This is a genomic window from Natrinema sp. SYSU A 869 (assembly GCF_019879105.1).
Lineage (GTDB): Archaea > Halobacteriota > Halobacteria > Halobacteriales > Natrialbaceae > Natrinema.
In genome coordinates this window covers 1,033,037-1,057,779 of the sequence record NZ_CP082249.1, presented here as the reverse complement: position 1 = coordinate 1,057,779, position 24,743 = coordinate 1,033,037, and the positions used below count along the sequence as shown (strand labels likewise).

The following is a 24,743-nucleotide window of genomic DNA, read 5'->3' as shown; positions in this document are numbered from 1 at the left end:
GATGCCCGAAAACTACCAATCCGGTGATGTCGAGCCGATCAGCGGCTCGTACGTCCACACGGAAGTGGAGGGCGTCGACCACCGAATCTATTTCGAGGAAAACGGTCCGGAAGACGGCGTTCCGCTGCTCTGTCAGCACACGGCTGGCAACAACTGTCAGGAGTGGCGCCACCTCCTGACCGACGAGGCAATCACCGAGGAGTTCCGCGTCATCGCCCACGATCTGCCCTATCACGGGAAGTCGGTCCCCCCGACCTCTCAGAAGTGGTGGACCGAGGACTACACCATGACGGCCGAGAAGTTCACCGAGACGCTCGTCAACCTCGCCGACGCGCTCGAGCTCGAGGACCCGATCTATATGGGATCGAGCATGGGCGGCAACATCGCGCTCGAGCTAGCCGACTGGTATCCCGAGCGATTCCGGGCGCTGATCGGTCTCGAGTGCGGTGCACACAGTCCGGGATTCTATATCGACTGGCTCGACCATCCGGAAGTGAACACGACCGAGGTCAACGCCTACTCCTGTTGGGGCCTGATGGCACCGCAGAGCCCCGAACAGACACGTCGGGAGACGATGTATCTCTACGAGCAGGGGGCGACGGGCGTGTTCAAGGGCGACCTCTACTACTACTCCGTCGATCACGACTATCGCGACAAACTCGATCAGGTCAACGCCGACGAGTGCCCCCTCTACATCGCCAACGGAGAGTACGATTATCTTACCACGCCCGAGGACGGCCGCCAGACCGCCGAGGGGATCGGCGATGGCGCGACCGCTATCGAATTCGCCGAGATCGGCCACTTCCCGATGAGTGAACACCCCGAACTGTTCAACGCTTACATCACGGAAGTGCTCGCCGACGTCACCGGTGATCGGGACGAAGAGCTTCCGGACGTCCTCGAGCCGGATGACGTCGGTATCGAACTCCACCAACAGGGGCCGGCCCGCGAGAAACCGGCCGAGTAATCGTCCGTCGCCGGTCGACCGCCGCTCCGTCGGCTCCCGTCGCGACTCCGCGTCGCTTTCCGTATCGGGTCGTCCCGTCGACCGTCGGTCTCGCCGCCTCGAGGCCGTCGCCGTCTCTCGGACGATACACAAGAGCTATACTGTGAGTCTAGTTCTCACCTGACACTCACTATGTCAGACGCAACGTCCGGACCCCACCGATACGCCGAGCGAGAGGCGGACGACGGGACCGTCCGCATCTTCGATACGACGAACGATGCCGCTTGGATCGAGTCGGACACGTCGCTCTCGATCGCCTGGCAGACCTGACCGGAACGACTCCGCCGTTCGTGAGCGGTCGGGAATCGACGCTACCTCGCGGCTCCATCGGAGAATCGACGGTCGGAGTCGATACACCCCGACCGTTTCCATCGACGGTCGATCCGAGGGACTACTGCATCGCCTTGACCCAACCGGGAACCGACGCCATCCCCTCTTTGTCCTCCCAGCCGTTCTCGCGGAAGTAGCTCTCGAGATCGGTGAACGCGAAGCCGAACCGTTCCTCGAGGGCGTCGATGTCGGCGTCGTAGCCGACCTCGTTGAACCACTCGCACATGACGGTGAACTCCTCGCCGAAGGAGTCGTAGGCGTCCTCGATGGGGACGTGGACGGGGTCGACGTCCCGCCCGGTGACCTCGGAGAGGATCTCCGCCGTCTCGGCCAGCGTCTTGTCGTCGCCCGCGAGTTCGATACGCTCCCCGACGAACTCGTCGGGTTCGTCGAAGGCGACCGCGGCGGCGCGGCCGACGTCGTCCACGTCGATCATCTGGAGGGAGACGCCCTCCTCGAGGGGGAGCGCGATCTGGCCGTCCTCGACGACGTCCTCCGCGAAGGCCTCGAAGTTCTGGAAGAAGAACACGGGCTGGAGGACGGTCAGCGGGAGGTCGAGTTCCTGGGCGTGTTGATCGATCTCCCACGCGGAGTCGAAGTGGGGAATCCCCGTGTCTCGCTCGTGGCTGCCGACGCCGCTGAGGACGAACTGGTCGACGCCCTCTTCGGCGGCGACCTCGGCGATGTTCTTCCCCTGCTGGACCTGCGCGTCGTACCCCTGCGTCCAGAAGTTCGTGACGGCGAAGACGGCGTCGACCTCGGTGACGTGGGGCGTCAGCGACTCCGTCTCGTTCAGGTCGCCTTCGACCATCGTCACGCCGCGGTCGGCCAGTTCTTGGGCCCGGTCCCCCGAGGCGTCGCGGGTCAGGCCGTAGACGTCGAAGTCGGCGTCGGCCTCGAGCAGATGTTCGACGACCGCGCCGCCCTGATTGCCGGTCGCACCGGTGACGAGAACGCTCGTCGTCATCTCAGTTCACCCCCGCTCGCGGGCGCTTCGTCGGTTGCGTGCGATACGGCTGCAGTTCGAGCGGTGTCATCGGCCGGGTTCATCACGTACCGCACTTCGGTCCGAACGATAATATAGCATCTTGGACATTACAGTCACCAGCTAACACTGATGTCACCGATGTCTCAGCGAAACGATCGCTCCGGATCACCGACGAGGAGACTCCCGAGTACACCGACGGCCACGACTCCCTCGACTACTGAGCCCTCGCGCACGTCGACGGCCAAGTAGTGATGGCGATGGCGACCGATCCCGCAGGCGACGCCGCGGCGACTGATCGCTACTCGCGGCTCTGGATCTCACCGCTCGAGCGCAGATCTACCGGTCGACGCGGTCCGGAAAGAAACTGGCGGATATATCGGCGTTACTCCGAGACCGACAGTTCGCCGTAATCGAACTCCTCGCCCATCTCCGAGAGACTGTCGAGTTCGTCCTGTTCCTCGCGGAGGTTCTGCTCTAAGGTGTCCGCGGCGTCGTCGAGACCGATCTGGTCGGCCATCGGAATCAGGTTTCCGTAGACGGCGATCTCGTAGTGTTCGGACTTCTGGCCGGCGGCGATGTTGAACCGGTCGAGCGCCTCGTCGCTGGGATCTTTGTCCATGAACTCCTCGTGAGCCTCGATCATCCCCTTGACGACCGGATCCTCCTCACCCTCGGCATCGGCGTCGATCTGTTCGAATACCTCCTCGAGGCGGTCGATATGATTCTGGGTCTCCTCGCGGTGCTCCGCGAATCCCGACTTGAGTTCCTGGCTCGAGGAGGTCTGCTCGAGTTCATCGAGAGCGTCGACGAGGCGCTGTTCGGTGTAGTACGCGTGCTTGAGTCCGTCTACGAAGAGGTCTTCGGTTGAATCTACGGTCATAGGTGCTCGTCCGAGTGGACAGCGCTGAGTTCAATAAACAGGTGGCTTGCATCTGAGACGGTCATCGTCCGCCGTCACAGTGTCCGAATCGGACTACGAGACTACTGCGATTCGCAGATCGCCAGGAAATTCTCGAAAATCTCGTCACCCTCCTCAGTGTGGGCGACCTCGGGGTGCCACTGGACGCCGTAGAGATCGCGGTCGGTGTCGCTCATCGCTTCGACGTCACAGACGTCGCTTTTCGCGGTCAGTTCGAAGCCGTCGGGCAGTTCCGTGACCTCGTCGGCGTGGCTCGCCCAGACGCGCGTCTCAGGATGGAGGGAACCAGTCAGCGGGTCGTTGTCGTCGAAGATATCGACGCTAACGTCCGCGTAGCCGCCGTACTCACCGCTTCCGACGCTGCCGTCGAGTTCCGCGGCGATCAGTTGCATTCCCAGGCAGATGCCCAGAACCGGCACGTCCGCCTCGAGATAGTCGGCGGACGTCCCGATCCGATCCATGTCTGGACCGCCGGAGAGGACGACGCCGTCGGCGTCGACGTCTTCAGGCGGCGTGTCGTTGTCGATCAACTCCGTGTCGACGCCGAGGTCGCGAAGCGCTCGGCGCTCTAGATGGGTGAACTGTCCGTGGTTGTCCACCACGACGATCTTCGTCATTGGGTGCTCGTAGCGGGTCACCCGGTAAAAGCAGTCCGGAAATCGATCTCGAGTCCAGCGCTGTGTCGGGTCGATCACGGCACCGGCGGATAAACGATGCACCACTCGAGGCGTGGTTTTTTCAGTATTTGCTCCAATCCCGGCGTAGAATCAGTATGAATCGCCCGAGTATAGACGCCGGCGATATGCAGTGGGGATGGGCTTGTCCGCTGTGCGAAACGGACGCATCGGTCACGAGGGATCCCGATTCCGGGACCTTCCGGTGGGAGTGTGACGATGAGGACTGTGAGGCGGTCGGCTTCGGATTTCCCTCGCGGCGCACAGCCAGACTCGCCCTCCAAGAGTACCGCGAACGGTACCAGAACATCTACCGGTAGTCCGGGCGCGTACCGTGACGGAAACGGCGAGTTTCAACTCGGCGTTCCGGTACGTTTATGCATTCATCGCCGGATGCAACCCATATGGCAGTCGATCTCAGCGAATTCGAGCATCCGTCGTGGCTCACTGCGGCAGGAACGGGTATCGGGTACGGTTTGATCCTTGCACTGCTGGTGTTAGTTATGTTCATCGTCCCGTGGCTTGTCTTCTCGGCGCTGTAACACTGAAACTAGTTTCGACGGCTGATCCGTGCCAAGTTGTTCTCGAGTGGGACCACGTGAGGAGGGTTGTGGGACGTCTCCGATTCGGCCACGCGAGTAGTGTTCGGTCGCGGTTGACGATGGAGCACGCTGTGCAGGATTTTCTCGGACCCTATCAAGAGCGCCGAATAGGGCGAATGTCTGCTGCAGACCGGTCCTTCTCGATCGTTCGTCTCTGGACGATCGGTCTCCATGAGACAGCAGAATAATTCATCTAACCGGAAAGATTATCTGTGATATGTTTAAAGGAAAACCGATGTCATTTTTGGATTCGGCAGCAATCATCTTGCAACAAGGTGGCGGTGGAGGCGGCAGTATCGTCGCTCTGATCATTGGGATAGCATTTACCGTGGCGTATATCGCTGGCACGTGGAAAACCTTCGCGAAAGCCGGGCAACCGGGATGGGCGGCGATTATTCCGATCTACAACTGGTATATCATGTTCAAAATAGGGGGCAACGAGTGGTGGTGGGTCCTCGTACTGTTCGTCCCACTCGTGAACATTTACGCCGCGTACAAAATGTTCGCCGGCGTCTCGAACGCATTCGGTCAGGGCATCGGATTCACTCTTGGGCTGTGGTTCTTCGGATTCGTCTGCTTCCCGCTGCTTGGCTTCGGCGACTATCCGTATCGGGGCTCACTCGCATCGAGAGCGTAGATCCTGAGTAACACGGGTTGGACGGCTCAGCTACCACTATTTTCGCCGAGAGATAACGCAATGGTCGGTTCACACTGCAACTATACAGTGATCGCCAACGCCGTCGCTCGAGCGAACGAAAACCAAAGAGAGAAAGAACTATCGTCGACCTCGAGTCAGTCGTTCAGGCGAACGTCTTCGAGACCTCTTCGGTCTCGTCGGATTCGGCCTGCACTTTGTCCCACGCGTTGAGGAAGTCCTCCATCCGGATCTCGGTGCGGTCGTCGCGGATGGCGAACATGCCGGCCTCGGTGCAGACGGCTTTGATGTCGGCACCGGAGGCGTCCTCGGCGTCTTCGGCCAGTTGGGCGAACTCGACATCGTCGGCGACGTTCATCCCGCGGGTGTGGATCTCGAAGATGATTTCGCGACCCTCCGCGTTCGGCTTGGGCACCTCGATCAGGCGATCGAATCGGCCGGGGCGCAGAATGGCCCGATCGAGCATGTCGAAGCGGTTGGTGGCGGCGATGATGCGGATCTCACCGCGCTCCTCGAAGCCGTCCATCTCGCTCAGGAGCTGCATCATGGTCCGCTGGACCTCGGCGTCGCCGGAGGTCTTGGACTCGGTCCGCTTGGCGGCGATGGCGTCGATCTCGTCAATGAAGATGACGGCGGGCTCGTGCTCGCGGGCGACGTCGAAGAGGTCGCGGACGAGCTTTGCACCCTCACCGATGAACTTGTGAACCAGTTCCGAGCCGGCCATCTTGATAAAGGTGGCGTCGGTCTGGTTGGCCACGGCCTTGGCGAGCATCGTCTTCCCCGTGCCCGGCGGCCCGTAGAGCAGGACGCCGCTCGGCGGGTCGATCCCGACGTCGTCGAACATCTCGGGCTTCTCGAGGGGCATCTCCACGGTCTCGCGGACTTCCTGCATCTGCTCCTCAAGACCGCCGATGTCCTCGTAGCTGACGTCGGGGCTCTCGGTGACTTCCATCACGCGAGCCCGGACGTCGGTCTCGTTCGAGAGCGGTTTGACAATCGACAGCGAGTTGTTGACTGCGACCCTGGCGTCGGGTTCGATGTCCTCGCGCATCTCGTCGGTGACTTCGGTCAGTGCCTCCTGATTGTTCCCGTGTTGTTTGATGATGACGCCCTCGTCCGTGACTTCCTGGACGGTGGCGACGAACAGCGGGGACTGCTTGAGTTTCTTGTTCTCGTGTGTGAGTCGCTCGAGTTTCTGCTGGTACTTGTTGTTCTCGGCGTTGGCGTCGAGGAGCTTGTCGCGCATCTCCTCGTTTTGCGCCTCGAGGATCTCCAGCCGTTCCTCGAGCGCCTGGATTTTCTCCTGTTGGGACGCCTCGTCCTCGTCGTATGGGAGGTCGACGTCGTCCACGGTGTCGCTCATCACCCGTCCTTTGGGTGCTGGTTCATAAGAGACTTCGGGTAGGTGCATTCGCGCTCGAGGTATAACTGATGGGCATTAAACGGAATAGAAAATATTATCACCTCGTATTCGGAATGGGGAGATAGGATGAGTGCTTCAGAGTCGCTTCAACAGGAGACCAGCGAGCGGGGAACGTGGGACGATGTTCGGGATCTGCCCCCGAGTGCGAAACTCGTCGCGAAGGTCCTCGAGTACAACGATACGATGACCCAACAACAGATCGCCGATGAGACGCTCTTGCCCTCGCGGACGGTCCGGTACGCGCTGAACCGGCTCGACGAGGAGAGCGTCATCGATTCGCGCTTTTCGTTCTCGGACGCCCGCAAGCGTCTGTACAGTCTGGATATCGAATCGTAAGATCGCCGCTCTACGTCGCCGATTTCTCTCCGTCTCGAGGGCGTCCAGTGTATCGCCTGATTTCGTGTAGTGGCGCGCCTGTGTCGTGATGGACGACCAGCGAATCGCGGTTCGACACCGTGTGAGGCCGTCGCGAGTACAACGAGCGACTGCGTGGAAGATGTAGCACGTCTTCCACTGGATGAGCGAGCGATTTCCGGAGCATTAGCGCGGAATCGGATGCTCTGCGAACCAGACGAACGAGTGCTTGCGCGCGTGAGTAGAAACCGGCTATAGTAACCGTTAGAATTTTTCGCCCGTAGATTGTTACTGTAGACAATGGACCATCTCGACGAGATTTCCGTTGAAGAACTCCAAGACGCCCTTGACAAGGTTAAGGGAAACAAGCCGACACAACGGTTGTTAGCGGCGATTGCGTACAAGAACGGCGTGACACAGACCGAACTTGCAGAGTGGCACGACACTGGTCGAAGGACGATCTACAGTTGGCTCATGCGACTCGATACGGACGAACCGCTTGAGCAAGCCGTCTCTGATGCTCACCGATCCGGGAGAAAACGAAAGCTCTCAGAAACACAGCAAGAAGAGTTTGAACAAACCGTTCACGAACCTCCCGAGGAAGTCGGGATCGACGCGCCGGCATGGACGCCGGCGCTCGTCCAGGAGTTTCTTGAAGAAACCTACGGCGTCGAGTACTCCTATCCGAGTTGCCGGCGGTTGCTCAAAGAAGCTGGATTGAGTTACCAAAAACCGCGCCGCACAGCCGACGAAGCCGAGGAATCCGACACAGAAGAGTTCCGTGACGAACTCAAAAAAAGCGAGCGGAGATGGACGCCACAGTAGTCTGCATCGATCAGACCAAGAAATCCGTCCAGGTTGAGCCGCGTGCCGCGTGGTTTCCGCGCGGCACGCGGCCGAGCGTCGAACTTTCTGGCCAACGCGACTGGACGTGTCTGCTCGGCGCGATCACCGAAGACGGCGAGTGCTTCTTCTCACGATTCACCGAGTACGTCACTGCCGATCACGCGAAACATTTCATTCTCGCGTTATGCAAAGAATTCGAAGAAGATCTAATCATCGTGCTCGATGGAGCGCCGTATTTCCAGGCATCGGCCGTCACGGACCTGGCGGCCCGTGACGACCTCGCCTTCGTCACGTTACCGGCGTACTCTCCTGAACTCAATCCGGTCGAAGAGTGCTGGCGACAGCTCCAAACGGCTCTCAGCAATCGGTTTTTTGACTCACTTGGCGAGTTAACAACGGCGATCGATACCGCACTTAATCACCTCTCTGTACCAAAGATGAGCAGTTATTTCTAACTCCTACTATAGGAGGACGTGGTGCCACCAGTATCCGCGCTAGTAGAGTGTCCGTCTGCAGTATCGTGATTTGGCTGACAGTGATCGACCGTGGCGATTGGGTGTATTGAGCGCGACCGTAGCGATTGGGCGTATTGAGCGTCCTGCTCATACTGGCAACACGGAATATCCTTGTCCTCCCCAGCCGATTCGTTCAGTCACTTCGTTCCTTCACTCATCCCTCGCACGGTGTCATCGTCCGCCCTCACTCTCGTTCGGACGGCTGACAGCGTGCGCCACCGTCGGATAGTTCGTCAGGACAGTTCGATGGGGACTGCCGCCTCGAGGTCGCTGAACTGTCGCTTTCACTTTCACTTCGGTCACGGAACCCCTTTAGGGGCGGCCTGTCTACGACTGGCCAATGACGCGGGTTATCCATACGGGCGATACCCATATCGGGTACCAGCAGTACAACTCGCCCGAGCGACGACGGGACTTCCTCGAGGCGTTCCGGTACGTCGTCGAGGACGCGGTCGCCGACGACGTCGACGCGGTGATCCACGCCGGCGACCTCTTTCACGATCGGCGGCCGGGACTGGTCGATCTGCAGGGAACCGTCGAGATCCTCCGGACGCTCTCCGACGCCGACATTCCCTTTCTCGCCGTCGTCGGCAACCACGAATCAAAACGCGACGCACAGTGGCTCGATCTCTTCGCGGATCTCGGACTGGCGACGCGACTAGGTGCTGACCCGGTCGTCGTCGACGACACCGCTTTCTACGGACTCGACTTCGTCCCCCGCTCGCGCCGGGACGACCTCACCTACGACTTCGACGCACTGCCGAACGGTGCAGCACACGCCAGTCTGGTGAGCCACGGCCTCTTCGACCCCTTTGCACACGCAGACTGGGACACCGAAACCGTCCTCGAGGAGTCGACGGTCGACTTCGATGCCGTCCTGCTGGGGGACAACCACAAACCGGACACCGCCGAGGTGCTGGACACGTGGGTCACCTACTGCGGGTCGACCGAGCGCGCGAGCGCCAGCGAACGCGAGGATCGAGGCTACAACCTCGTCGACTTCGAGGACGACGGAACGGTCGGCATCAGCCGTCGCGGTCTCTCCTCGACCCGCGAGTTCGTCTTCGTCGACGTCGAACTCACCGAGGACGAAGGAATCGACCGCGTCCAAGAACGGGTCCGCCAGCACGACCTCGCGGATGCGGTCGTCATCGTCACCATCGAAGGCGAGGGGCGACCGATCGCCCCGGCGGCCATCGAGGAGCTCGCGATCGACCGTGGGGCACTCGTCGCCCGGGTCAATGACCGCCGGGACCTCCCCGACGAGGACGTGTCGGTCAGCTTCGCCAACCCGGACGACGCCGTCCGCGAGCGGGTGCGCGAGATGGGGCTCAGTAACGCTGCCCTCGAGATCGACGAGACCGTCCGGAGCGGTGATCTTGCCGATTCAAACGTCCGCGAATCCGTCGAGCGGCGGGTTCGAGACCTGCTCGAGGACGACGAGTCGGCGTTCGAGCCCGCACCGGAGCGTGAACCGGGCGACGAGGACGTGACGACAGTCGCCGATCACCTCACCGAGGAGACGGATTCTGCGGCCGGTTCAGCACCCGACACCGAGCCGGACAGTGCAGCGGAAACCGTCGAGACTGCAGCCAACGGTGGCGCGGAACCAGTAGACGCCGCCGACGCCGAGCGATCAGCGGACGCCGCTGACAGCGAGGAGCCAGTGGACACCGCCGACCGTGCGGAACCGACCGAGGACGACGTGGCCACCGAGTCGGCCGATGATGCCGACGACGCGAACACCGATACCGCCTCGCTTGGTGATTTCGCATGAGGGTCGACCGCGTTCGGTTGCTGAACTTCAAGTGCTACGGCGACGCCGACCTTACGCTCGAGCGCGGCGTCACGGTCGTCCACGGCGTCAACGGCAGCGGGAAGTCGACGCTGCTCGAGGCCGTCTTCTTCGCACTCTACGGCTCGAAGGCCTTAGACGAACGAACACTCGACGACGTGATCACCACCGGTGAGGAGGAAGCCGAGGTCGAACTCTGGTTCACGCACGACGGCCGTGAGTACCACGTCGAGCGCCACCTCAAACTGCGCGGCGACCGCGCGACCACGACAAAATGCGTCCTCGAGACGCCGACGGAGACGATCGAGGGGGCCCGCGACGTTCGTCGGGAAGTGACCAAACTCCTGCGGATGGACGCCGAGGCGTTCGTCAACTGCGCGTACGTCCGACAGGGCGAGGTCAACAAGCTCATTCACGCCTCGCCGAGCGATCGCCAGGACATGATCGACGACCTGCTCCAGCTCGGCGCGCTCGAGGATTACCGCGAGCGTGCCAGCGAGGCCCGACTCGGCGTCAAAACAGTCCTCGACGGCCAGCAAGAGGTCCTCGAGGACGTTCGAAATCAAGTCCAGCAAAAGGAGGAAAAGGACCTCCACGAGCGGCTGAATAGCCTCGAGTCCCGCCGAACTGACGTCGTCGAGAAGATCGATCACTACGAGACACAGCGCGAGCAGGCCCAAGAGACCCTCGAGACAGCCGAAGACGTTCTCGAGCACCACGAAGAGACCCGCGAGGAGATCGCAGACCTCGACGAGGAGATCGACGAACTGCGGTCGAAGATCAGCGAGACCGAACGTAAGCGCGAGGAAGCGAGTGACGAAATTAGCGAGGTTCGGGACCAGCGCGAGAACCTCGCGGCCGAGCGCACCGAACTCGTCGACGCCGTCGATCTCGAGGACGACCCCGACGAGGACGCGGTGCAGAGCCGCATTGCGGACCTCGAGGCTCGCGACGAGGAACTCGGCGACGAGCTACAGGAGCTGACGGTGACGATCGAAACGGGAACCGACGAGATCGAGCGACTCCGCGAGGAGGCCGACGACCTCGATGCACAGGCTGAAAACGCTCGCGAGGAGGCTGACGAACTTGACGAGCGAATCGATGCCGACGAGGAAACGATCGCGGACCGCGAGACGAAACTCGAGGAACTCAACGAGGAGATTGAGGCCGCGCGGGCGACGTTCGAGGACGCGCCGGTCGCGTTCGGCGCGGCAGCGTCTCACCTTGACGACCTCGAAACCGAACGCGAGGAACTGGTCTCAGCTATCAACGACGTCACTGCCGACATCCGGACCGCCGAGAACGCGATCGAAGAGGGCGAACGCCTGCTCGAGGAAGGCAAGTGCCCCGAGTGCGGTCAGCCGGTCGAGGACTCGCCCCACGTCGATGTGCTGGATGAGCGCCGGGAGGAACTCGCCGACCTCGAGGCCGAGCGTGAGGACCTCGAAGCGGAGCGCGACGACATCGACGAGCGGATCGACCGCGCCGAGGAACTCCGAGAGGCCGAACGGCAGGTCGACCGCCTCGAGGAGAACCGCAACAACATTGAACAGTTGCTCGCTGAGAAACGGGAGACCCTCGGGGACCGACGCGACCAGCGCGATCAGCTGCGAGCCGACGCCGAGGAGTACGCGGCCGACGCCGAAGAAAAGCGATCCGCGGCAGCCGAACGCGAGGACGAGGTGGCCGACGCGCGGGCGGAACTTGGCGAGCTCAACACCGAACGCGGGGATATCACGGAGACGCTCGAGTCTCTGGAACGCGTCTCGGAGATCGCCGACGAGCGGACAAGCCTCGAAAGAGAGATCGAAACGCTTCGCGAACGGCGACAGGACTGGGCGGAAATGAACGACGAGCGCCGCGAGACACTCTCGGCAAAGCGCGATCGCAAGGGCGATCTCGAGTCGGAGTTCGACGAAGAGCGGGTCGAGACCGCTCGCGAAGACAGGGCGAACGCCGAGACCTACATCCAGCAGGTCGACGACAAACTCGACGACCTCGAGGAGCAACGGAACGGGATTCAGAACGCCATCGGCGCTGTCGAGAACGAACACGAGGAACTCGAACGCCTCCGCGAGCGCCTCGAGACGGTCGAGGATCGGTGCGAGCGCCTCGACTCGCTCTACGAGGAGGCCGAGACGCTGCAGACGACGTACGGAGAACTGCGCGCGGAACTGCGCCAGCACAACGTCGAGACCTTAGAGCGCCTGCTGAACGAAACGTTCGAACTGGTCTACCAGAACGACTCCTATGCGGCGATCGATCTCGACGGCGACTACCGATTAACCGTCTACCAGAAAGACGGCGAAGCCCTCGAGCCCGAGCAGCTATCCGGCGGCGAACGGGCGCTGTTCAACCTCAGCCTGCGGTGTGCGATCTACCGGCTGCTCGCCGAGGGAGTCGAGGGAACGGCTCCGATGCCGCCACTCATTCTCGACGAGCCGACGGTCTTCCTCGATTCGGGCCACGTCACCCAACTCGTCTCGTTGGTCGAGTCAATGCGGGATCTCGGCGTCGAACAGATCGTCGTCGTCAGCCACGACGAGGAACTCGTCGGTGCGGCGGACTCGCTCGTCCGCGTCGAAAAAGATGCGACGTCGAACCGCTCACGACTCGAGCGCGGCGAGCCGCCGGAGGCGGAATTACTCGCGTCTGACTAACGGCGAGAGTGTGTCCGCCGGTTAGTTCGGCCGGTTCGGATTCAGGAACCGTCCCCCGTCGTCTCGGTTCCCGAGCCGATGCTCGGCCGAATCGTTTCGAGTGCGGTCTCACAGTCCTCGGTGAGCCGATAGCCGCGTTCGCCGGCGATCTCGGTTTCCTCGAGTAGCCCGGCGGCGGAGAGGACCGTGAGACGACCGTGCAGGTCGCTCTCACAGAAGTCGTAGCCGCCGAGCAGGGTGCGAACGCCGAGTGGGCCTCGCTCCGAGAGTTCGACCAACAGTCCGAGCGTCTCTTCGTCGTGGACGTTGGTCAGCAACGTCACGACTGGATCACTGACGCTTCGCGCGGCCGTCTCGAGGGCGGATTCCTCGCCGACGGCATCGAGACGGTCGTTCTGGATGTAACACTCGTTGCCGTTTTCTGGGTCGCGTACGAGACTCGCACTGTCCGATTGTTTGAGAAGCAGGTACCGTTTGCCGGTGTCGTCCTCGACTGTTTTCATGGGCTGTCGTTCGGGTCCGGTGACCGGTTTTGGGGAACGTCCCCTGAAGTAGTTTCGGCTGCGTCGGCCGGTCTCGCGTCGGCATCTGTCCTGTCGTCGGTGTCGGTATCGGTGCCGTTGTCGGTGTCGGTATCGGTGCCGTCGTCGGTGTCGGTATCGGCCGCCGTGTCAGCGCTGCCGCCCCGCTGGAACTGCCTGTATCGTCGACCGGCGAAACCGAACAGTACGATCCCGGCGGCGACGAGGACGCCGCCGCGGAACAGATCCGCCTCGAACACGATCAGCAGCAGTCCGAGTGACACAACCAGCACAGCGGCGTTGAGGACCAACACCAGTGCCCAGAAGGTCTGGAGAACGTCGCTGGGAACGTCGGTCTCGGCGGTAGAAACGGTGGGCGGGTCGATCGTGTTCGACAGGTCGCTCAGATCGTCGTCCGGACCGTCATCCCCCGTCGACACCTGCGGGATCGTGAGCCCGCCGCTCTCGGCATCATAGAGGTCCTCTTCGGGGTCCCACTCTTCGGGTTCGTTCTCGGTCCGGTCGAATACCACATGCGGCACGATGCCCAGAGAGCGGAAAAACGTTCGCTTCGCGAGTGCTGTCTCAGGCCAGATCCTCGAGCGTGAGCGTCCGGGAGGTTTCTACCCACGCGAGCGGGTTTTGGGCGTCGTAGAAGACGATACCGTCCTCAGTCTCGTATGACTCGATCGTTGCGGTCCCCGCGGGTTCGCTACTCGGCTCGCTCCGATCCGTCGCGTCGTCGTTCATATGGGTGGACACATCGATCACCTGTCCCCATGCTATGTGTTACCATGTTATATGTCTTGTTGCTCCTGCAAGCCTCCGTCTGCACCCGGATTCTATAAATAATCTGTCGTATATAGAAAAAGTCAGAACCTGGAATAACGGATCGAAGCGCGCATCATTCATGACGAGAACCAGATCTTCGTAGCTCGATCCGACGGTGACGACTGAGAGCGGTCCGATCAGCGGTGAGCAGGTCGGTGACGCGGACGGCTTCAGAGACGTTCCGCCTACGGGAGCCCTGTCGGTCTCTGAACGGTTCGGGTCCACTATAGTACACTGAAAGTCAATGCACATCCGATCGCACGACGGTAGCGCGGTTCGGAGCGAGCTACGTGAGCGAGAACCACGGACTATGCGATCGGCGTGTAAATCGTTCCAGTTGTTACTATACTCCGACCGCTCGTATCGATAGCACTGCTCGAGTATATCACGGCTCGAGTACACCCACACGAGGGTGCTCGCGGACGGGGATTGCAGGGGTTTTTATCCGCCGACTGCAAATCTCGGTATCATGACTGAGGCGGGCCAGACCGGACTCGCGGCGTTCGGCGGCGACTCCGACGAGACCGACGACCGGCCGGAGGAAGAGGCGGTTGCCATCGCCGGCAACGGCAGATCGAACGCTGCGGAGGTGATCGACGTCGTCGAGGAGACCCTCCCCGAACCCGAGGGCAACCTCGAGCTCGCAGTGATGCAGGTCGACTACACGATCGCTGGCTACGGCGACGAGGAGCGTCCGATCATGCACGTGTTCGGACGCACGCCTGATGGCACGCTCGAGCACGTGCAGGTCGTCGGCTTCAAACCGTATTTCTACGCGCCGACGGATACCCTCGATCGAGCGCCAGAGGAGCAGTACGACCGTCTGACGGGGAGTCGGGAGTACGGCGAGGACGGCGAGCCCTACGAGAGTATCCGCGGAGAGAAACTCACCAAGATCTTCGGCCAGACGCCCCGCGACGTCGGGCAGATCCGTGACGACTTCGAGCACTACGAGGCCGACATCCTGTTCCCGAACCGGTTCCTGATCGACAAGGATGTCCGGAGCGGTATCCGGGTGCCCGAACGGCGGGCCGACGACGACTCGCTAGTCGTCCCCCACGACGAAGTCGAAGCGGTCGACGTCGATGCCGACCCGCGCGTCAACACCTTCGACATCGAGGTCGACGATCGCTCGGGATTCCCCGAGGACGGCGAAGAACCGATCGTCTGTCTCACCAGCCACGACTCCTACCGCGACGAGTACATCATGTGGCTCTACGAAGCCCCGATCGGCGACGGCGAGATACCCACCGAAATCGACGAGTACGATCCCATCGAGGGCGAGATCGATCACGAGGTTCGCAGCTTCGACGAGGAGGAGGCCATGCTCGAGGCGTTCATCGAGTACATCGACGAAACCGATCCCGACATCCTCACGGGCTGGAACTTCGAGGACTTCGACGCGCCGTACTTCCTCGACCGGCTTGAGGAACTCGCCGGCCCGGACCACGAGTATGACCTCTCGATCAATCAACTCTCTCGAGTCGACGAAGTCTGGCGCAGCAACTGGGGCGGCCCCGACATCAAGGGTCGCATCGTCTTCGACCTGCTCTACGCCTACCAGCGGACGGTCTTCTCCGAACTCGACTCCTATCGCCTCGACGCTGTCGGGGAGGTAGAACTCGGCGTCGGGAAAGAGCGCTACGCCGGCGATATCGGCGACCTCTGGGAGGGCGATCCAACTCGACTGCTCGAGTACAACCTGCGGGACGTCGAACTCTGCGTCGAACTTGACCGCCAGCAGGAGATCGTCGCCTTCTGGGACGAGGTACGTTCGTTCGTCGGCTGTAAACTCGAGGACGCGCCGACGCCGGGCGACGCAGTCGACATGTATGTCCTCCACGAGGCCTATGGGCGATTCGCGCTCCCGTCGAAGGGCCAACAGGAGGCCGGCGAGGAGTACGAGGGCGGCGCGGTGTTCGAGCCGATCACGGGTGTCAAAGAGAACGTCACCGTACTCGACCTGAAGTCGCTGTACCCGATGTGCATGACGACGATTAACGCCTCGCCAGAGACGCGGGTCGATCCAAACGAGTACGATGGCGAGACGTTCGTCGCCCCGACCGAGCCAGAACCGACCCACTTCCGGAAAGAACCGGACGGCGTCATGCGGGAGATGATCAACGAGTTGCTGGCCGAACGCGAGGAGAAGAAGTCCCAACGCAACGAGTACGAACCCGGGACTCGGGAATACGAGCAGTACGATCGCCAGCAGGGCGCGGTCAAGGTCATCATGAACTCGTTGTATGGCGTGTCGGGGTGGGAACAGTTCCGACTCTACGACAAGGACGCCGCCTCCGCGATCACCGCCACTGGTCGTGAAGTGATTGAATTCACGGATACTGCCGCAGGCGAGTTGGAGTATACCGTTGCGTATGGAGACACGGACAGCGTGATGCTCGAGCTCGGTCCCGACGTCTCGAAGGAGGAGGCACTCGAGCAGTCCTTCGAGATAGAGGAGTACATCAACGGCCGCTACGACGATTTCGCACGCGAGGATCTGAACGCTGAGGATCACCGCTTCCAGATCGAGTTCGAGAAGCTCTATCGACGATTCTTCCAGGCCGGCAAGAAGAAGCGCTACGCGGGCCACATCACCTGGAAGGAAGGAAAGGACGTCAACAACGTCGACATCGTCGGTTTCGAGTACCAGCGCTCGGACATCGCGCCGATCACCAAGGAAGTCCAGCATCGGGTCATCGAGATGATCGTCCGCGAGGGCGATATTGAGGGCGCGAAGGAATATGTCAACGGCGTCATCGAGGACGTACTGGCGGGTGAAATCTCACTCGAGGACATCGCAATTCCGGGCGGGATCGGCAAGCGACTGGACAACTACGACACCGACACGGCACAGGTCAGGGGCGCGAAATACGCCAATCTCCTGCTCGGAACCAACTTCCAGCGCGGGAGCAAACCCAAGCGGCTCTACCTCGACCGCATCGATCCATCGTTCTTCGAACGCCTCGAGACCGAAGAGGGCTTCGACGCCCGTACTGACCCTCTCTACGGCGCGTTCAAGCGCGATCCTGACGTCATCTGCTTCGAGTACGAGGACCAAATCCCAGAGGAGTTCAAGGTCGACTACGACAAGATGCTCGAGAAGACGCTACAGGGACCGATCGAGCGCATCCTCGAGGCGCTGGATATCTCATGGGACGAGGTCAAAAACGGCCAGGAGCAGAAGGGGCTGGATAGCTATATGTAAGCGCTTGCGGTGTTGTCCCGATTTCTGCGTTCCCAATGCTGACTCGCAGTCGTTCTCAACCGTACCGCTTTCAGGGTATCGTACTGTCCAAACGATGTATAATACGCTCTATACCGGATATCACCCGAAAACGCCCAGTAGACACGGCTCACATGCCCGTGAGTACGTAGGTCGCATACGCGATTATCTCGGAGTATCCAAACCACGGTTTTCAAATTGGAAACTTATTTTGCGTATGGGGAACTGTATCCAATTGGATACGAAACCGTTATCAGTCATACGACCCACTGTTCACACGACAGAATACTATGGCACGCCTCGAACTAAACAACCTGCATGCGGAAGTGGCGGAGGGCGACGAGACAATTCTCGAGGGCGTTAACCTCGAGGTTCAGTCGGGCGAGATTCACGCCCTGATGGGGCCCAACGGCTCCGGGAAGTCAACGACGGCGAAGGTCATCGCCGGCCACCCTGCCTACGAGGTCACCGAGGGCGAGGTCCTGCTTCACTTAGAGGAGGGCGAGTTCGGTGAGGACATCGAGATCGACGAGGATCTACGCACCTGGAACCTCCTCGACCTCGAGCCAAACGAGCGCGCCGCGCTCGGCATCTTCCTCGGCTTCCAGTATCCCGCCGAGATCGAGGGCGTCACGATGACGAACTTCCTCCGAACGGCGCTGAACGCCAAGATCGAAGAGCGCGAGGAGCTCTTCGAGGATGAGGAGGCAGAAGCCGAAGAAGAGGACGAGGAAGGCTTCGAGTCTTCGCCGATGGAAGGCCCTACAGACGAGGGCGAGGTCGGCGTCGCCGAGTTCCAGCAGATCCTCCAAGAGAAGATGGAGCAACTTGAGATGGACGAGAAGTTCGCCCAGCGCTACCTCAACGCCGGCTTCTCCGGCGGGGAGAAGAAACAGAACGAAGTGCTGCAGGCCGCCATCCTCGAGCCATCGATCGCCGTCCTCGACGAGATCGACTCCGGGCTCGACATCGACCGGCTGCAGGACGTATCGAACGGGATCAACGCGCTGCGCGACGAGCAGGGCACTGGTATCCTCCAGATCACCCACTACCAGCGCATCCTCGACTACGTCGAGCCCGATCACGTCCACGTGATGATCGACGGCCAGATCGCCAAGAGCGGCGGTCCGGAGCTCGCCGAGAAACTCGAGGACAAGGGGTACGACTGGGTCCGCGACGAAGTCTACGGCACCGCGTAACCGAATTCAGCTAGAACAACCGTAATAACGCTGCAGCCGTAAACACAACTACATCAATCATGAGTTCCGATCAAGATCACCTACAAGAGACAGATACTGAGGCCCGGTTCGAGTTCAAGAAAGAGGAGAACTCCGCCGTCAGATCCGGCAAGGGCCTGACCGAGGAGGTCATCCGCATGATCTCCGACGACAAGGACGAGCCCGACTGGATGCTTGAGCGGCGTCTCCGCGCCCTCGAGCAGTATCACAACATGCCGATGCCGTCCGACTGGCCCGGCATGCCCGATCTCTCCGAGCTGAACGTCGAGGAGATCATTCCGTATATCCGACCGGACGTCGACAAGCGCGAAGGCGTCGACGACTGGACGGAGCTGCCTGACGAGATCAAGGACACGTTCGACAAACTTGGCATCCCGGAAGCGGAGAAAAACGCCCTCTCGGGCGTCGGTGCCCAGTACGAGTCCGAAGTCGTCTACCAGAACATGCAGGAGCAGTGGGAAGAGAAAGGCGTCATCTTCTGTAACATGGATGAGGCCGTCCGGGAGCACCCCGAGCTCGTCAAAGAGCACTTCATGACGACCTGCGTGCCACCGAGCGACAACAAGTTCGCCGCGCTGCACGGAGCCGTCTGGTCCGGCGGGTCGTTCGTCTACGTTCCAGAAGACGTCACCGTCGAAATGCCCGTTCAGGCCTACTTCCGGATGAATTCGGAGGGTATGGGTCAGTTCGAGCACACGCTCATCATCGCCGAGGAAGGGTCGGAAGTCCACTACATCGAGGGCTGTTCCGCACCCAAGTACGGCACCCACAATCTCCACTCGGGCGGCGTCGAAGTCTTCGTCGGTGAAGACGCACACGTTCAGTACTCGACCGTCCAGAACTGGTCGAAGAACACCTTCAACCTGAACACCAAGCGTGCCATCTGCGAGGAGAACGCCACGATGGAGTGGGTTTCGGGCAGCATGGGATCGAAAGTGACCATGCTCTACCCGTGTACGATCCTCAAGGGTCGTGGATCGACTGACACCCACATCACCATCGCCCTGGCGGGCGAGGGCCAGAACATCGACACCGGCGCGAAGGTCTATCACAACGCCCCCGACACCAGCTCGACCATCGAGTCCAAGTCGATTTCCAAGGACGGCGGCCGAACCAACTACCGCGGGCTCGTCCACATCGCCGACGGTGCCGAGAATGCGAGCACCGCCGTCGAGTGTGACGCCCTGATGTTCGACAACGAGTCCACGTCGGACACCATGCCGTACATGGAAATCGAGGAGTCGAAGGTCGACGTCGCTCACGAGGCGACCGTCGGCAAGATCGGCGACGAAGACATCTTCTACCTCCAGTCGCGCGGACTGGACGACGACGACGCCAAGAAGATGATCGTCGCCGGCTTCATCGAGCCGATCACGGAGGAACTGCCGATCGAATACGCGGTCGAACTCAACCGCCTCATCGAACTCGAGATGGAGGGGAGCCTCGGATAATATGAGCGCAGGAACACAGGTACACGCCAATCTAACGGAAGAACAGGTACGCGAAATCAGCGGGGACCTCGACGAGCCCGAGTGGCTCCTCGAGACCCGTCTCGAGGCGCTCGAGGCGCTCGAGGACCTCGACATGCCCGACGTCATCCGGACGCCAGGTCGGGACTGGACGAACCTCCACGATCTGGACTTCGAGTCCCTCGTGGACCCGCTGAATGCAGCCGAAAACAAGGACCAGGTCGGTCCCGATGAGGCCGAAATCCTGTCCTGGAGCGACGCCGTACAGGAGCACGAGGACCTCCTGAAGGAGCACTTCGGCAGTATCGTCGACCCGCAGGAGAACTACCTGACGGCGCTCTCGACGGCACTGTTCAGCACCGGGACGGTCGTCTATGTGCCCGAAGGCGTCGACGCTGAGGATGTCGCCATCCGGACCGAGCAGAACTCCCGCTCGCTGTTCAACTACACGCTCGTCGTCACCGAGGAATCCTCTTCGGTCACGATCCTCGAGCGCCAGTCGACCGGCGAGGAAGCCGAGGAGCAGTACTACAGTGGCGTCGTCGAAGTCGCCGCCGGCGAGAACAGCTACGTGCAGTACGGTAGCCTCCAGAACCTCTCGGAGGAGGCCTACAACTTCACCGTCAAGCGCGGCGTCGCCGACACCTACGCCACGATTGACTGGATCGAGGGCAACCTTGGCACGCAGCTGACCAAGACCGAGGTCTCGACGACGCTCAGCGGCGACTCGTCGGAAACGCAGATCGTCGGGGCCTTCTACGGCCACAACGATCAGCACTTCGACCTCGACGCGAAGGTCTGGCACCGTGCCGAGCACACGACGGCAGACCTCGTCACTCGCGGAGTCACCGACGATGTCGCCCGCTCGGTTTACGAGGGCGTCCAGGACGTCGGTGCCGATGCCTGGGACACCAGCTCCTACCAGCGCGAGAACACGCTGATGCTGAGCGACGAGAGCGAGGCCGACGCCTCCCCGAAGCTGATCATCAACAACCACGACACCGAGGCCAGCCACTCCGCGACGGTCGGCCAGATCGACGCGGAGGACCTGCTGTACATGACCTCCCGTGGTGTCGACCCGCGCTCTGCCCGCAACATGCTCGTCGAGGGCTTCTTCGTGCCAGTCCTCGAGGAGATCGACGTCGACGAGCTCCGTGACGACCTCGAGGGTCTGATCGGTGCTCGACTGCGCCAGCGAGAGTAATCGCTGTCGCAGCCGTTTCGATTCGATTTATATTCTACCCACGTTTCGACCGTCCGTTTTCGCTGTCCGCGCTCCGAGACGACTAAGTAACAGCGGCTCACTTGTCGAACCATGAGTCTGGGACAGCGTGTCTCGAGCGACCACCAGCTGACCCGATTGCTGCAGATCGGGGTCGTGCTGGAGGAACTCGTCGAGTCACGCGCCGCCCACCACATCGAGTCCCTGCCCCCCGAAGAGCGGGCGGAATTCGACGAGGAGGTGGAAGAGTTGCTCGCCGAGGCCGCCACGGAGTCGGCCGAGCACCGCGAGCGACTCGAGGCGCTGATCGACGATCTCGAGGCCGAAACGGTCGGATACGAAGAAATCAACGCACTGGTCGACGCACAGTACGGACCGCCGGAGGACACGGACGGTGTCCTCTACGATCAGCTGGCCAACGAGGAGACGGCCTACAAGTTCTACGATGACCTGATCGAGGCGATCGAGGCGTCCGACGCCGAGTTCGCCGTCGACCGCGACCGACTGCTCGAGACGCTGTACAGCATCCGCGAGGAGGAAAAGGAGGGCGTCGAAGAAGTGACCGAGATCATGGAGCACAGAGCATGATCAGGGTAACGAGCACGCCGGTCACAGCAGCCGTTACCGGCGGTGAAGTGCCGTCCACGACGCGAATCGGCCCCCAAGTTCGGTTACACCGGCGAGCGACTGACGCGACACGTACCACCACTGACGGAGGGACGCTATGAACACTGCCGATCAATATCTCAAGGCGATCTATCTGGCGCAGCGAATCGAGGACGGTCCCGCATCCACCGGGACGCTCGCGGACCTACTCGAGGTGAGCCCAGCCAGCGTCAACGAAATGATCGGAAAACTCGAGGAGCGCGAACTCGTTGACCACGAGAAGTACAAGGGGGCTAGCCTGACTGACGAGGGACTCGAACGAGCCCACAACGCCCTTCAGACCTACTGCATCATCGAGCGATTCCTCGCAAACGTCCTCGAGGTCGAGGAGTTTCGCGACGAGGCCCACGCGCTGGAGAGCGTCATCGACGATACGGTCGCGGAGCGCCTCGACACCATCATCGATCGACCCGACCAGTGTCCCGACTGTTTCGACGCCGAGCAAGACTGCTGTGAACTGCTCGAACTCGAGGCCAGCGGACGAGCGGACTGAGTTCCCGTTTTCTCGAGTTTTACCGACGCGTTTCCGTACTCATTGCGTTCAACGAACAGGACGGATGGGGAGTCACGGAACGCTCACTCTATCCAGTCGCTCCTCGAGCGATGGCTCTCGACGGACCTGCCGCTCACCGGACCTGTGTATCGGAGGTGTTTTGTAGTGAGAGACCAGAGGGACTGGTAGACGGCACGGTCAGACAGCTACCTTTCAGCACACGTGGTTTCCACGTGTGTTCACCTGACTGACCTACCCCGTCGCTTAAACAACCATGAGCGGTTGCTATCGCGATATCCGGAATACACTGAACTCCGTCTAATCGAGAGAGACGCCTCCTGCATCGCTACTTCTGGACTGATCAGTGAATTGAATACAGTGAGAGTACTGGTCAAAGTGAAAATTTTATGATGACCCGCGTCTGTTCACGTGTGGTCGGACGCGTCCCGATCACCGAATCGGACGTATCGTCGGCCGACGATCGCAGCAGCCACGAGGGCGACGACGACCGCGACGCTGAGGCCAATCGGAAACGACCACGAGCCGCCCGTCCAGTCCGCTTCGAACACGTCGGCGTAGTAGTTTGCGGCCGCCTCACCGTGGAGCGCGACGAGTATCTCGCGGTTGTTCTCGAGCGAGTTCGAATTCCAGTTCGCACTGCCTACGATTGCCGTCTCCCGATCGATCACGACGCCCTTCGCGTGGATTTTCGCGAATCGATCAGTGTCTTCGACGAGGCGGACCTCGAGCGAGAGGTCCTCTCGGTCGGCGATCCGCTCGAGGTCGGCGGCTAGCGCCTCGTTTTCGTCGGCGTTGTACCACGTCGAACCGAGCAGGAGTTTGACGTTGACGCCGCGGCGGGCCGCCTCGAGGGTCGATTCGAGCAGCGAGACGTCGGCGGCGATACTGGGCTGGACGATGAGGATTTCGTCGTCGGCTGCGGCCAGTAGCTCCTGTATCCGGACGTCTGCGTTGTCTGGTGCGATCAGGAGTTCGGCCGACTCGACGGGCACCGTCGCCGGCTCGTAATTTGTCGGATACTCGGACTCGGACTCGGAGTCAGACGAGACGCCCTGATTCTCGTCATCGACGAATGAGGTGTTCGCGCGGTAGGCCGCCCCGGCTGTCGTGTCCCTGCCCTCGAAGTCAGCCCGGAAAACCGTCGCGAGCTTGGTCGCGAGCGCCTCGTTCTCGAGACGGACGCCCCAGCCGCGGCTGCTCTCGCCGCCGACGCCCGCGGGCTTCCAGTTCTCGGTCGTGACCAGCACGCGGTCGTCGGCGACAGCGTATTTCGGGTGATGATACCGATAGCGCGCGCTCTCGCCACCGATGGCGCGGACGTCGACGCCGCCTGCCTCGAGCGTCTCGAGGACGCCCTCGGTCGGTGCCGGCGTGCCACCGACCGGGCTCGCCTCGAGGAGGACTGCGACGTCGACGCCGCGCTCGGCCGCGTCGACGAGGGCGGCGGCGATTGCTTCCGAGGTGACGGTGTAGCCGGCTAGCAGTAACCGGTCGTCAGCGTTTCGGATCGTTTTCCGCGGAACCTCAGGTCCGTCGGGGAGGACGAACGCCGTCGCCTCGTCGCCCGCGGCGCTCGCAACGGGGAGACAGGTCGCGCCGGTGGGCCACCACTGACCGCCAGTATCGTCGTTGTCGCTGTTCTCTCCATTGGTGGCCGGCTCCGTTCGATACCATCGCTCTGCTGTCGGTGCGCGGTCGTAGGATACCGAATCGATCCCGGCCGTCGCGTTCCGAAGTCGGAGGTCGTCACCGTCGTTCGCGAGTTGGAGACGGCCCTCGAGTGCCAGGACAGGCGCGTCGGTCAGCGTCTCCGTGACGTTCGGCGCGGTACTCAGTGCGACGCGTCCCGAAACCGTCTCGTTCGGGAGGTGTGCCGTCGTGTGGCCGTCGGTGAGCGTGACGTTCTCGAGTCGGGTTTCGGGCGGCGTCTCGAGGACGACGAACTCGCCGACGTTACCATCGGTTGTGGGATTCGGGGAGAGGCCGACGATTCGCGGTCGCTCCGGCGTGTCGGTTATCGGTGAGGTCGTGGCCGTCGTCGAATTTGCGTCGCCCGCTCGAGGTGGACAGGCGATGGCGGTCGCGTTCGCGTCCGGGTCGGTAGGTGCTCGAGCGGCCGGCTGGTCGGCTCTCGTCGTTCCGTCGGCGACGGGAAAGCCCGCGAGTATCGCGGTGCTGACGACGAGACAACAAGTGAACGCTACGACGAGGGCCGCCCGCCGGCTATCCATCGCTCCGTCTGGCCGTCCGTTCGTACTTAAAGTGTCGGAGTGACTCGGTCAGGTCGGT

General features: G+C 61.6%; 23 protein-coding genes. 15 read left to right on the top strand and 8 right to left on the bottom strand.

Features of this window, described 5'->3' with window-relative positions:
• The first annotated feature begins 1 nt into the window (after window position 1).
• Together K6I40_RS13395 and K6I40_RS13390 are read left to right on the top strand one after the other, a co-directional pair.
• Window positions 2-967 (top strand): alpha/beta hydrolase, encoded by a 966-nt coding sequence (locus K6I40_RS13395; RefSeq protein WP_255682022.1) that lies wholly within the window; start codon window positions 2-4, stop codon window positions 965-967.
• Window positions 968-1,138: 171 nt separating this feature from the next.
• Window positions 1,139-1,276 (top strand): hypothetical protein, encoded by a 138-nt coding sequence (locus K6I40_RS13390; protein WP_222919538.1) that lies wholly within the window; start codon window positions 1,139-1,141, stop codon window positions 1,274-1,276.
• Between the two features lie 121 nt (window positions 1,277-1,397).
• On the opposite strand, the gene K6I40_RS13385 is transcribed toward K6I40_RS13390, so the two are convergent.
• From K6I40_RS13385 to K6I40_RS13375, 3 genes are all read right to left on the bottom strand, one after another.
• Window positions 1,398-2,303 (bottom strand): NmrA/HSCARG family protein, encoded by a 906-nt coding sequence (locus tag K6I40_RS13385; protein ID WP_222919537.1) that lies wholly within the window; start codon window positions 2,301-2,303, stop codon window positions 1,398-1,400.
• A 403-nt stretch (window positions 2,304-2,706) separates the two neighbouring features.
• A complete protein-coding gene (locus tag K6I40_RS13380) occupies window positions 2,707-3,204 on the bottom strand; it encodes a DUF892 family protein (RefSeq protein ID WP_222919536.1) in 498 nt (165 codons plus the stop codon).
• Between the two features lie 101 nt (window positions 3,205-3,305).
• Window positions 3,306-3,860 carry a GMP synthase subunit A gene (locus tag K6I40_RS13375; protein WP_222919535.1) on the bottom strand — a complete coding sequence of 185 codons (555 nt, stop codon included), beginning with the start codon at window positions 3,858-3,860 and terminating at the stop codon, window positions 3,306-3,308.
• A gap of 155 nt (window positions 3,861-4,015) precedes the next feature.
• Between K6I40_RS13375 and K6I40_RS13370 the strand changes: the two genes are divergently transcribed.
• The 3 genes from K6I40_RS13370 (at window position 4,016) to K6I40_RS13360 (ending at window position 5,156) form a co-directional block, all read left to right on the top strand.
• A complete protein-coding gene (locus tag K6I40_RS13370) occupies window positions 4,016-4,237 on the top strand; it encodes a hypothetical protein (protein ID WP_222919534.1) in 222 nt (73 codons plus the stop codon).
• Between the two features lie 84 nt (window positions 4,238-4,321).
• On the top strand, window positions 4,322-4,459 hold the full coding sequence (locus K6I40_RS13365) for a hypothetical protein (RefSeq protein ID WP_222919533.1): 138 nt from the start codon (window positions 4,322-4,324) through the stop codon (window positions 4,457-4,459).
• A 295-nt stretch (window positions 4,460-4,754) separates the two neighbouring features.
• Window positions 4,755-5,156, top strand: a complete 402-nt coding sequence (locus K6I40_RS13360) for a DUF5684 domain-containing protein (protein ID WP_222919532.1) — start codon at window positions 4,755-4,757, stop codon at window positions 5,154-5,156.
• Between the two features lie 163 nt (window positions 5,157-5,319).
• Here K6I40_RS13360 and K6I40_RS13355 read toward each other — a convergent pair whose 3' ends face one another.
• Entirely contained in the window at window positions 5,320-6,537 is a 1,218-nt protein-coding gene (locus K6I40_RS13355) for a proteasome-activating nucleotidase (protein WP_222919531.1), read from the bottom strand.
• Between the two features lie 126 nt (window positions 6,538-6,663).
• Between K6I40_RS13355 and K6I40_RS13350 the strand changes: the two genes are divergently transcribed.
• The 4 genes from K6I40_RS13350 to rad50 all read left to right on the top strand — a co-directional run bounded on the left by K6I40_RS13350 (window position 6,664) and on the right by rad50 (window position 12,767).
• Window positions 6,664-6,933 (top strand): helix-turn-helix domain-containing protein, encoded by a 270-nt coding sequence (locus K6I40_RS13350; protein ID WP_222919530.1) that lies wholly within the window; start codon window positions 6,664-6,666, stop codon window positions 6,931-6,933.
• A 318-nt stretch (window positions 6,934-7,251) separates the two neighbouring features.
• Window positions 7,252-8,252 (top strand): IS630 family transposase gene (locus K6I40_RS13345; protein WP_222919529.1). Its coding sequence is split into 2 segments (ribosomal slippage): window positions 7,252-7,744 and window positions 7,744-8,252, totalling 1,002 coding nucleotides; the frame shifts between segments, so codons are not numbered across the junction.
• A gap of 400 nt (window positions 8,253-8,652) precedes the next feature.
• The gene (gene mre11 / locus K6I40_RS13340; RefSeq protein WP_222919528.1) at window positions 8,653-10,089 is read left to right on the top strand and encodes a DNA double-strand break repair protein Mre11; all 1,437 of its coding nucleotides are present in this window, start codon (window positions 8,653-8,655) and stop codon (window positions 10,087-10,089) included.
• Window positions 10,086-12,767 carry a DNA double-strand break repair ATPase Rad50 gene (gene rad50 / locus K6I40_RS13335; protein ID WP_222919527.1) on the top strand — a complete coding sequence of 894 codons (2,682 nt, stop codon included), beginning with the start codon at window positions 10,086-10,088 and terminating at the stop codon, window positions 12,765-12,767. The genes mre11 and rad50 overlap by 4 nt, the downstream gene beginning before the upstream one ends.
• A 41-nt stretch (window positions 12,768-12,808) precedes the next feature.
• On the opposite strand, the gene K6I40_RS13330 is transcribed toward rad50, so the two are convergent.
• The 3 genes from K6I40_RS13330 to K6I40_RS13320 are packed head-to-tail and all read right to left on the bottom strand — an operon-like array spanning window position 12,809 to window position 14,038.
• Window positions 12,809-13,270 carry a hypothetical protein gene (locus tag K6I40_RS13330; RefSeq protein WP_222919526.1) on the bottom strand — a complete coding sequence of 154 codons (462 nt, stop codon included), beginning with the start codon at window positions 13,268-13,270 and terminating at the stop codon, window positions 12,809-12,811.
• Entirely contained in the window at window positions 13,267-13,821 is a 555-nt protein-coding gene (locus K6I40_RS13325) for a hypothetical protein (protein WP_222919525.1), read from the bottom strand. Before K6I40_RS13325 ends, K6I40_RS13330 begins: the two co-directional genes overlap by 4 nt.
• Window positions 13,822-13,873: 52 nt before the next feature.
• Window positions 13,874-14,038, bottom strand: coding sequence for a hypothetical protein (locus tag K6I40_RS13320; protein WP_222919524.1), 165 nt, complete (start codon window positions 14,036-14,038; stop codon window positions 13,874-13,876).
• A gap of 550 nt (window positions 14,039-14,588) precedes the next feature.
• Here K6I40_RS13320 and K6I40_RS13315 point away from each other — a divergent pair.
• The 6 genes from K6I40_RS13315 to K6I40_RS13290 all read left to right on the top strand — a co-directional run bounded on the left by K6I40_RS13315 (window position 14,589) and on the right by K6I40_RS13290 (window position 22,433).
• On the top strand, window positions 14,589-17,327 hold the full coding sequence (locus tag K6I40_RS13315) for a DNA-directed DNA polymerase (RefSeq protein WP_222919523.1): 2,739 nt from the start codon (window positions 14,589-14,591) through the stop codon (window positions 17,325-17,327).
• 308 nt (window positions 17,328-17,635) lie between these two features.
• Window positions 17,636-18,544, top strand: coding sequence for an ABC transporter ATP-binding protein (locus tag K6I40_RS13310; RefSeq protein ID WP_222919522.1), 909 nt, complete (start codon window positions 17,636-17,638; stop codon window positions 18,542-18,544).
• A 59-nt stretch (window positions 18,545-18,603) separates the two neighbouring features.
• Window positions 18,604-20,034 (top strand): Fe-S cluster assembly protein SufB, encoded by a 1,431-nt coding sequence (sufB, locus tag K6I40_RS13305; protein WP_222919521.1) that lies wholly within the window; start codon window positions 18,604-18,606, stop codon window positions 20,032-20,034.
• A gap of 1 nt (window position 20,035) precedes the next feature.
• Window positions 20,036-21,256 carry a Fe-S cluster assembly protein SufD gene (gene sufD / locus K6I40_RS13300; RefSeq protein ID WP_222919520.1) on the top strand — a complete coding sequence of 407 codons (1,221 nt, stop codon included), beginning with the start codon at window positions 20,036-20,038 and terminating at the stop codon, window positions 21,254-21,256.
• A gap of 111 nt (window positions 21,257-21,367) precedes the next feature.
• Window positions 21,368-21,862 (top strand): ferritin-like domain-containing protein, encoded by a 495-nt coding sequence (locus tag K6I40_RS13295; protein ID WP_222919519.1) that lies wholly within the window; start codon window positions 21,368-21,370, stop codon window positions 21,860-21,862.
• 136 nt (window positions 21,863-21,998) lie between these two features.
• Window positions 21,999-22,433, top strand: a complete 435-nt coding sequence (locus K6I40_RS13290; RefSeq protein WP_222919518.1) for a metal-dependent transcriptional regulator — start codon at window positions 21,999-22,001, stop codon at window positions 22,431-22,433.
• Between the two features lie 425 nt (window positions 22,434-22,858).
• Here K6I40_RS13290 and K6I40_RS13285 read toward each other — a convergent pair whose 3' ends face one another.
• The gene (locus tag K6I40_RS13285) at window positions 22,859-24,685 is read right to left on the bottom strand and encodes a phospholipase D-like domain-containing protein (RefSeq protein ID WP_222919517.1); all 1,827 of its coding nucleotides are present in this window, start codon (window positions 24,683-24,685) and stop codon (window positions 22,859-22,861) included.
• Window positions 24,686-24,743 lie beyond the last annotated feature (58 nt).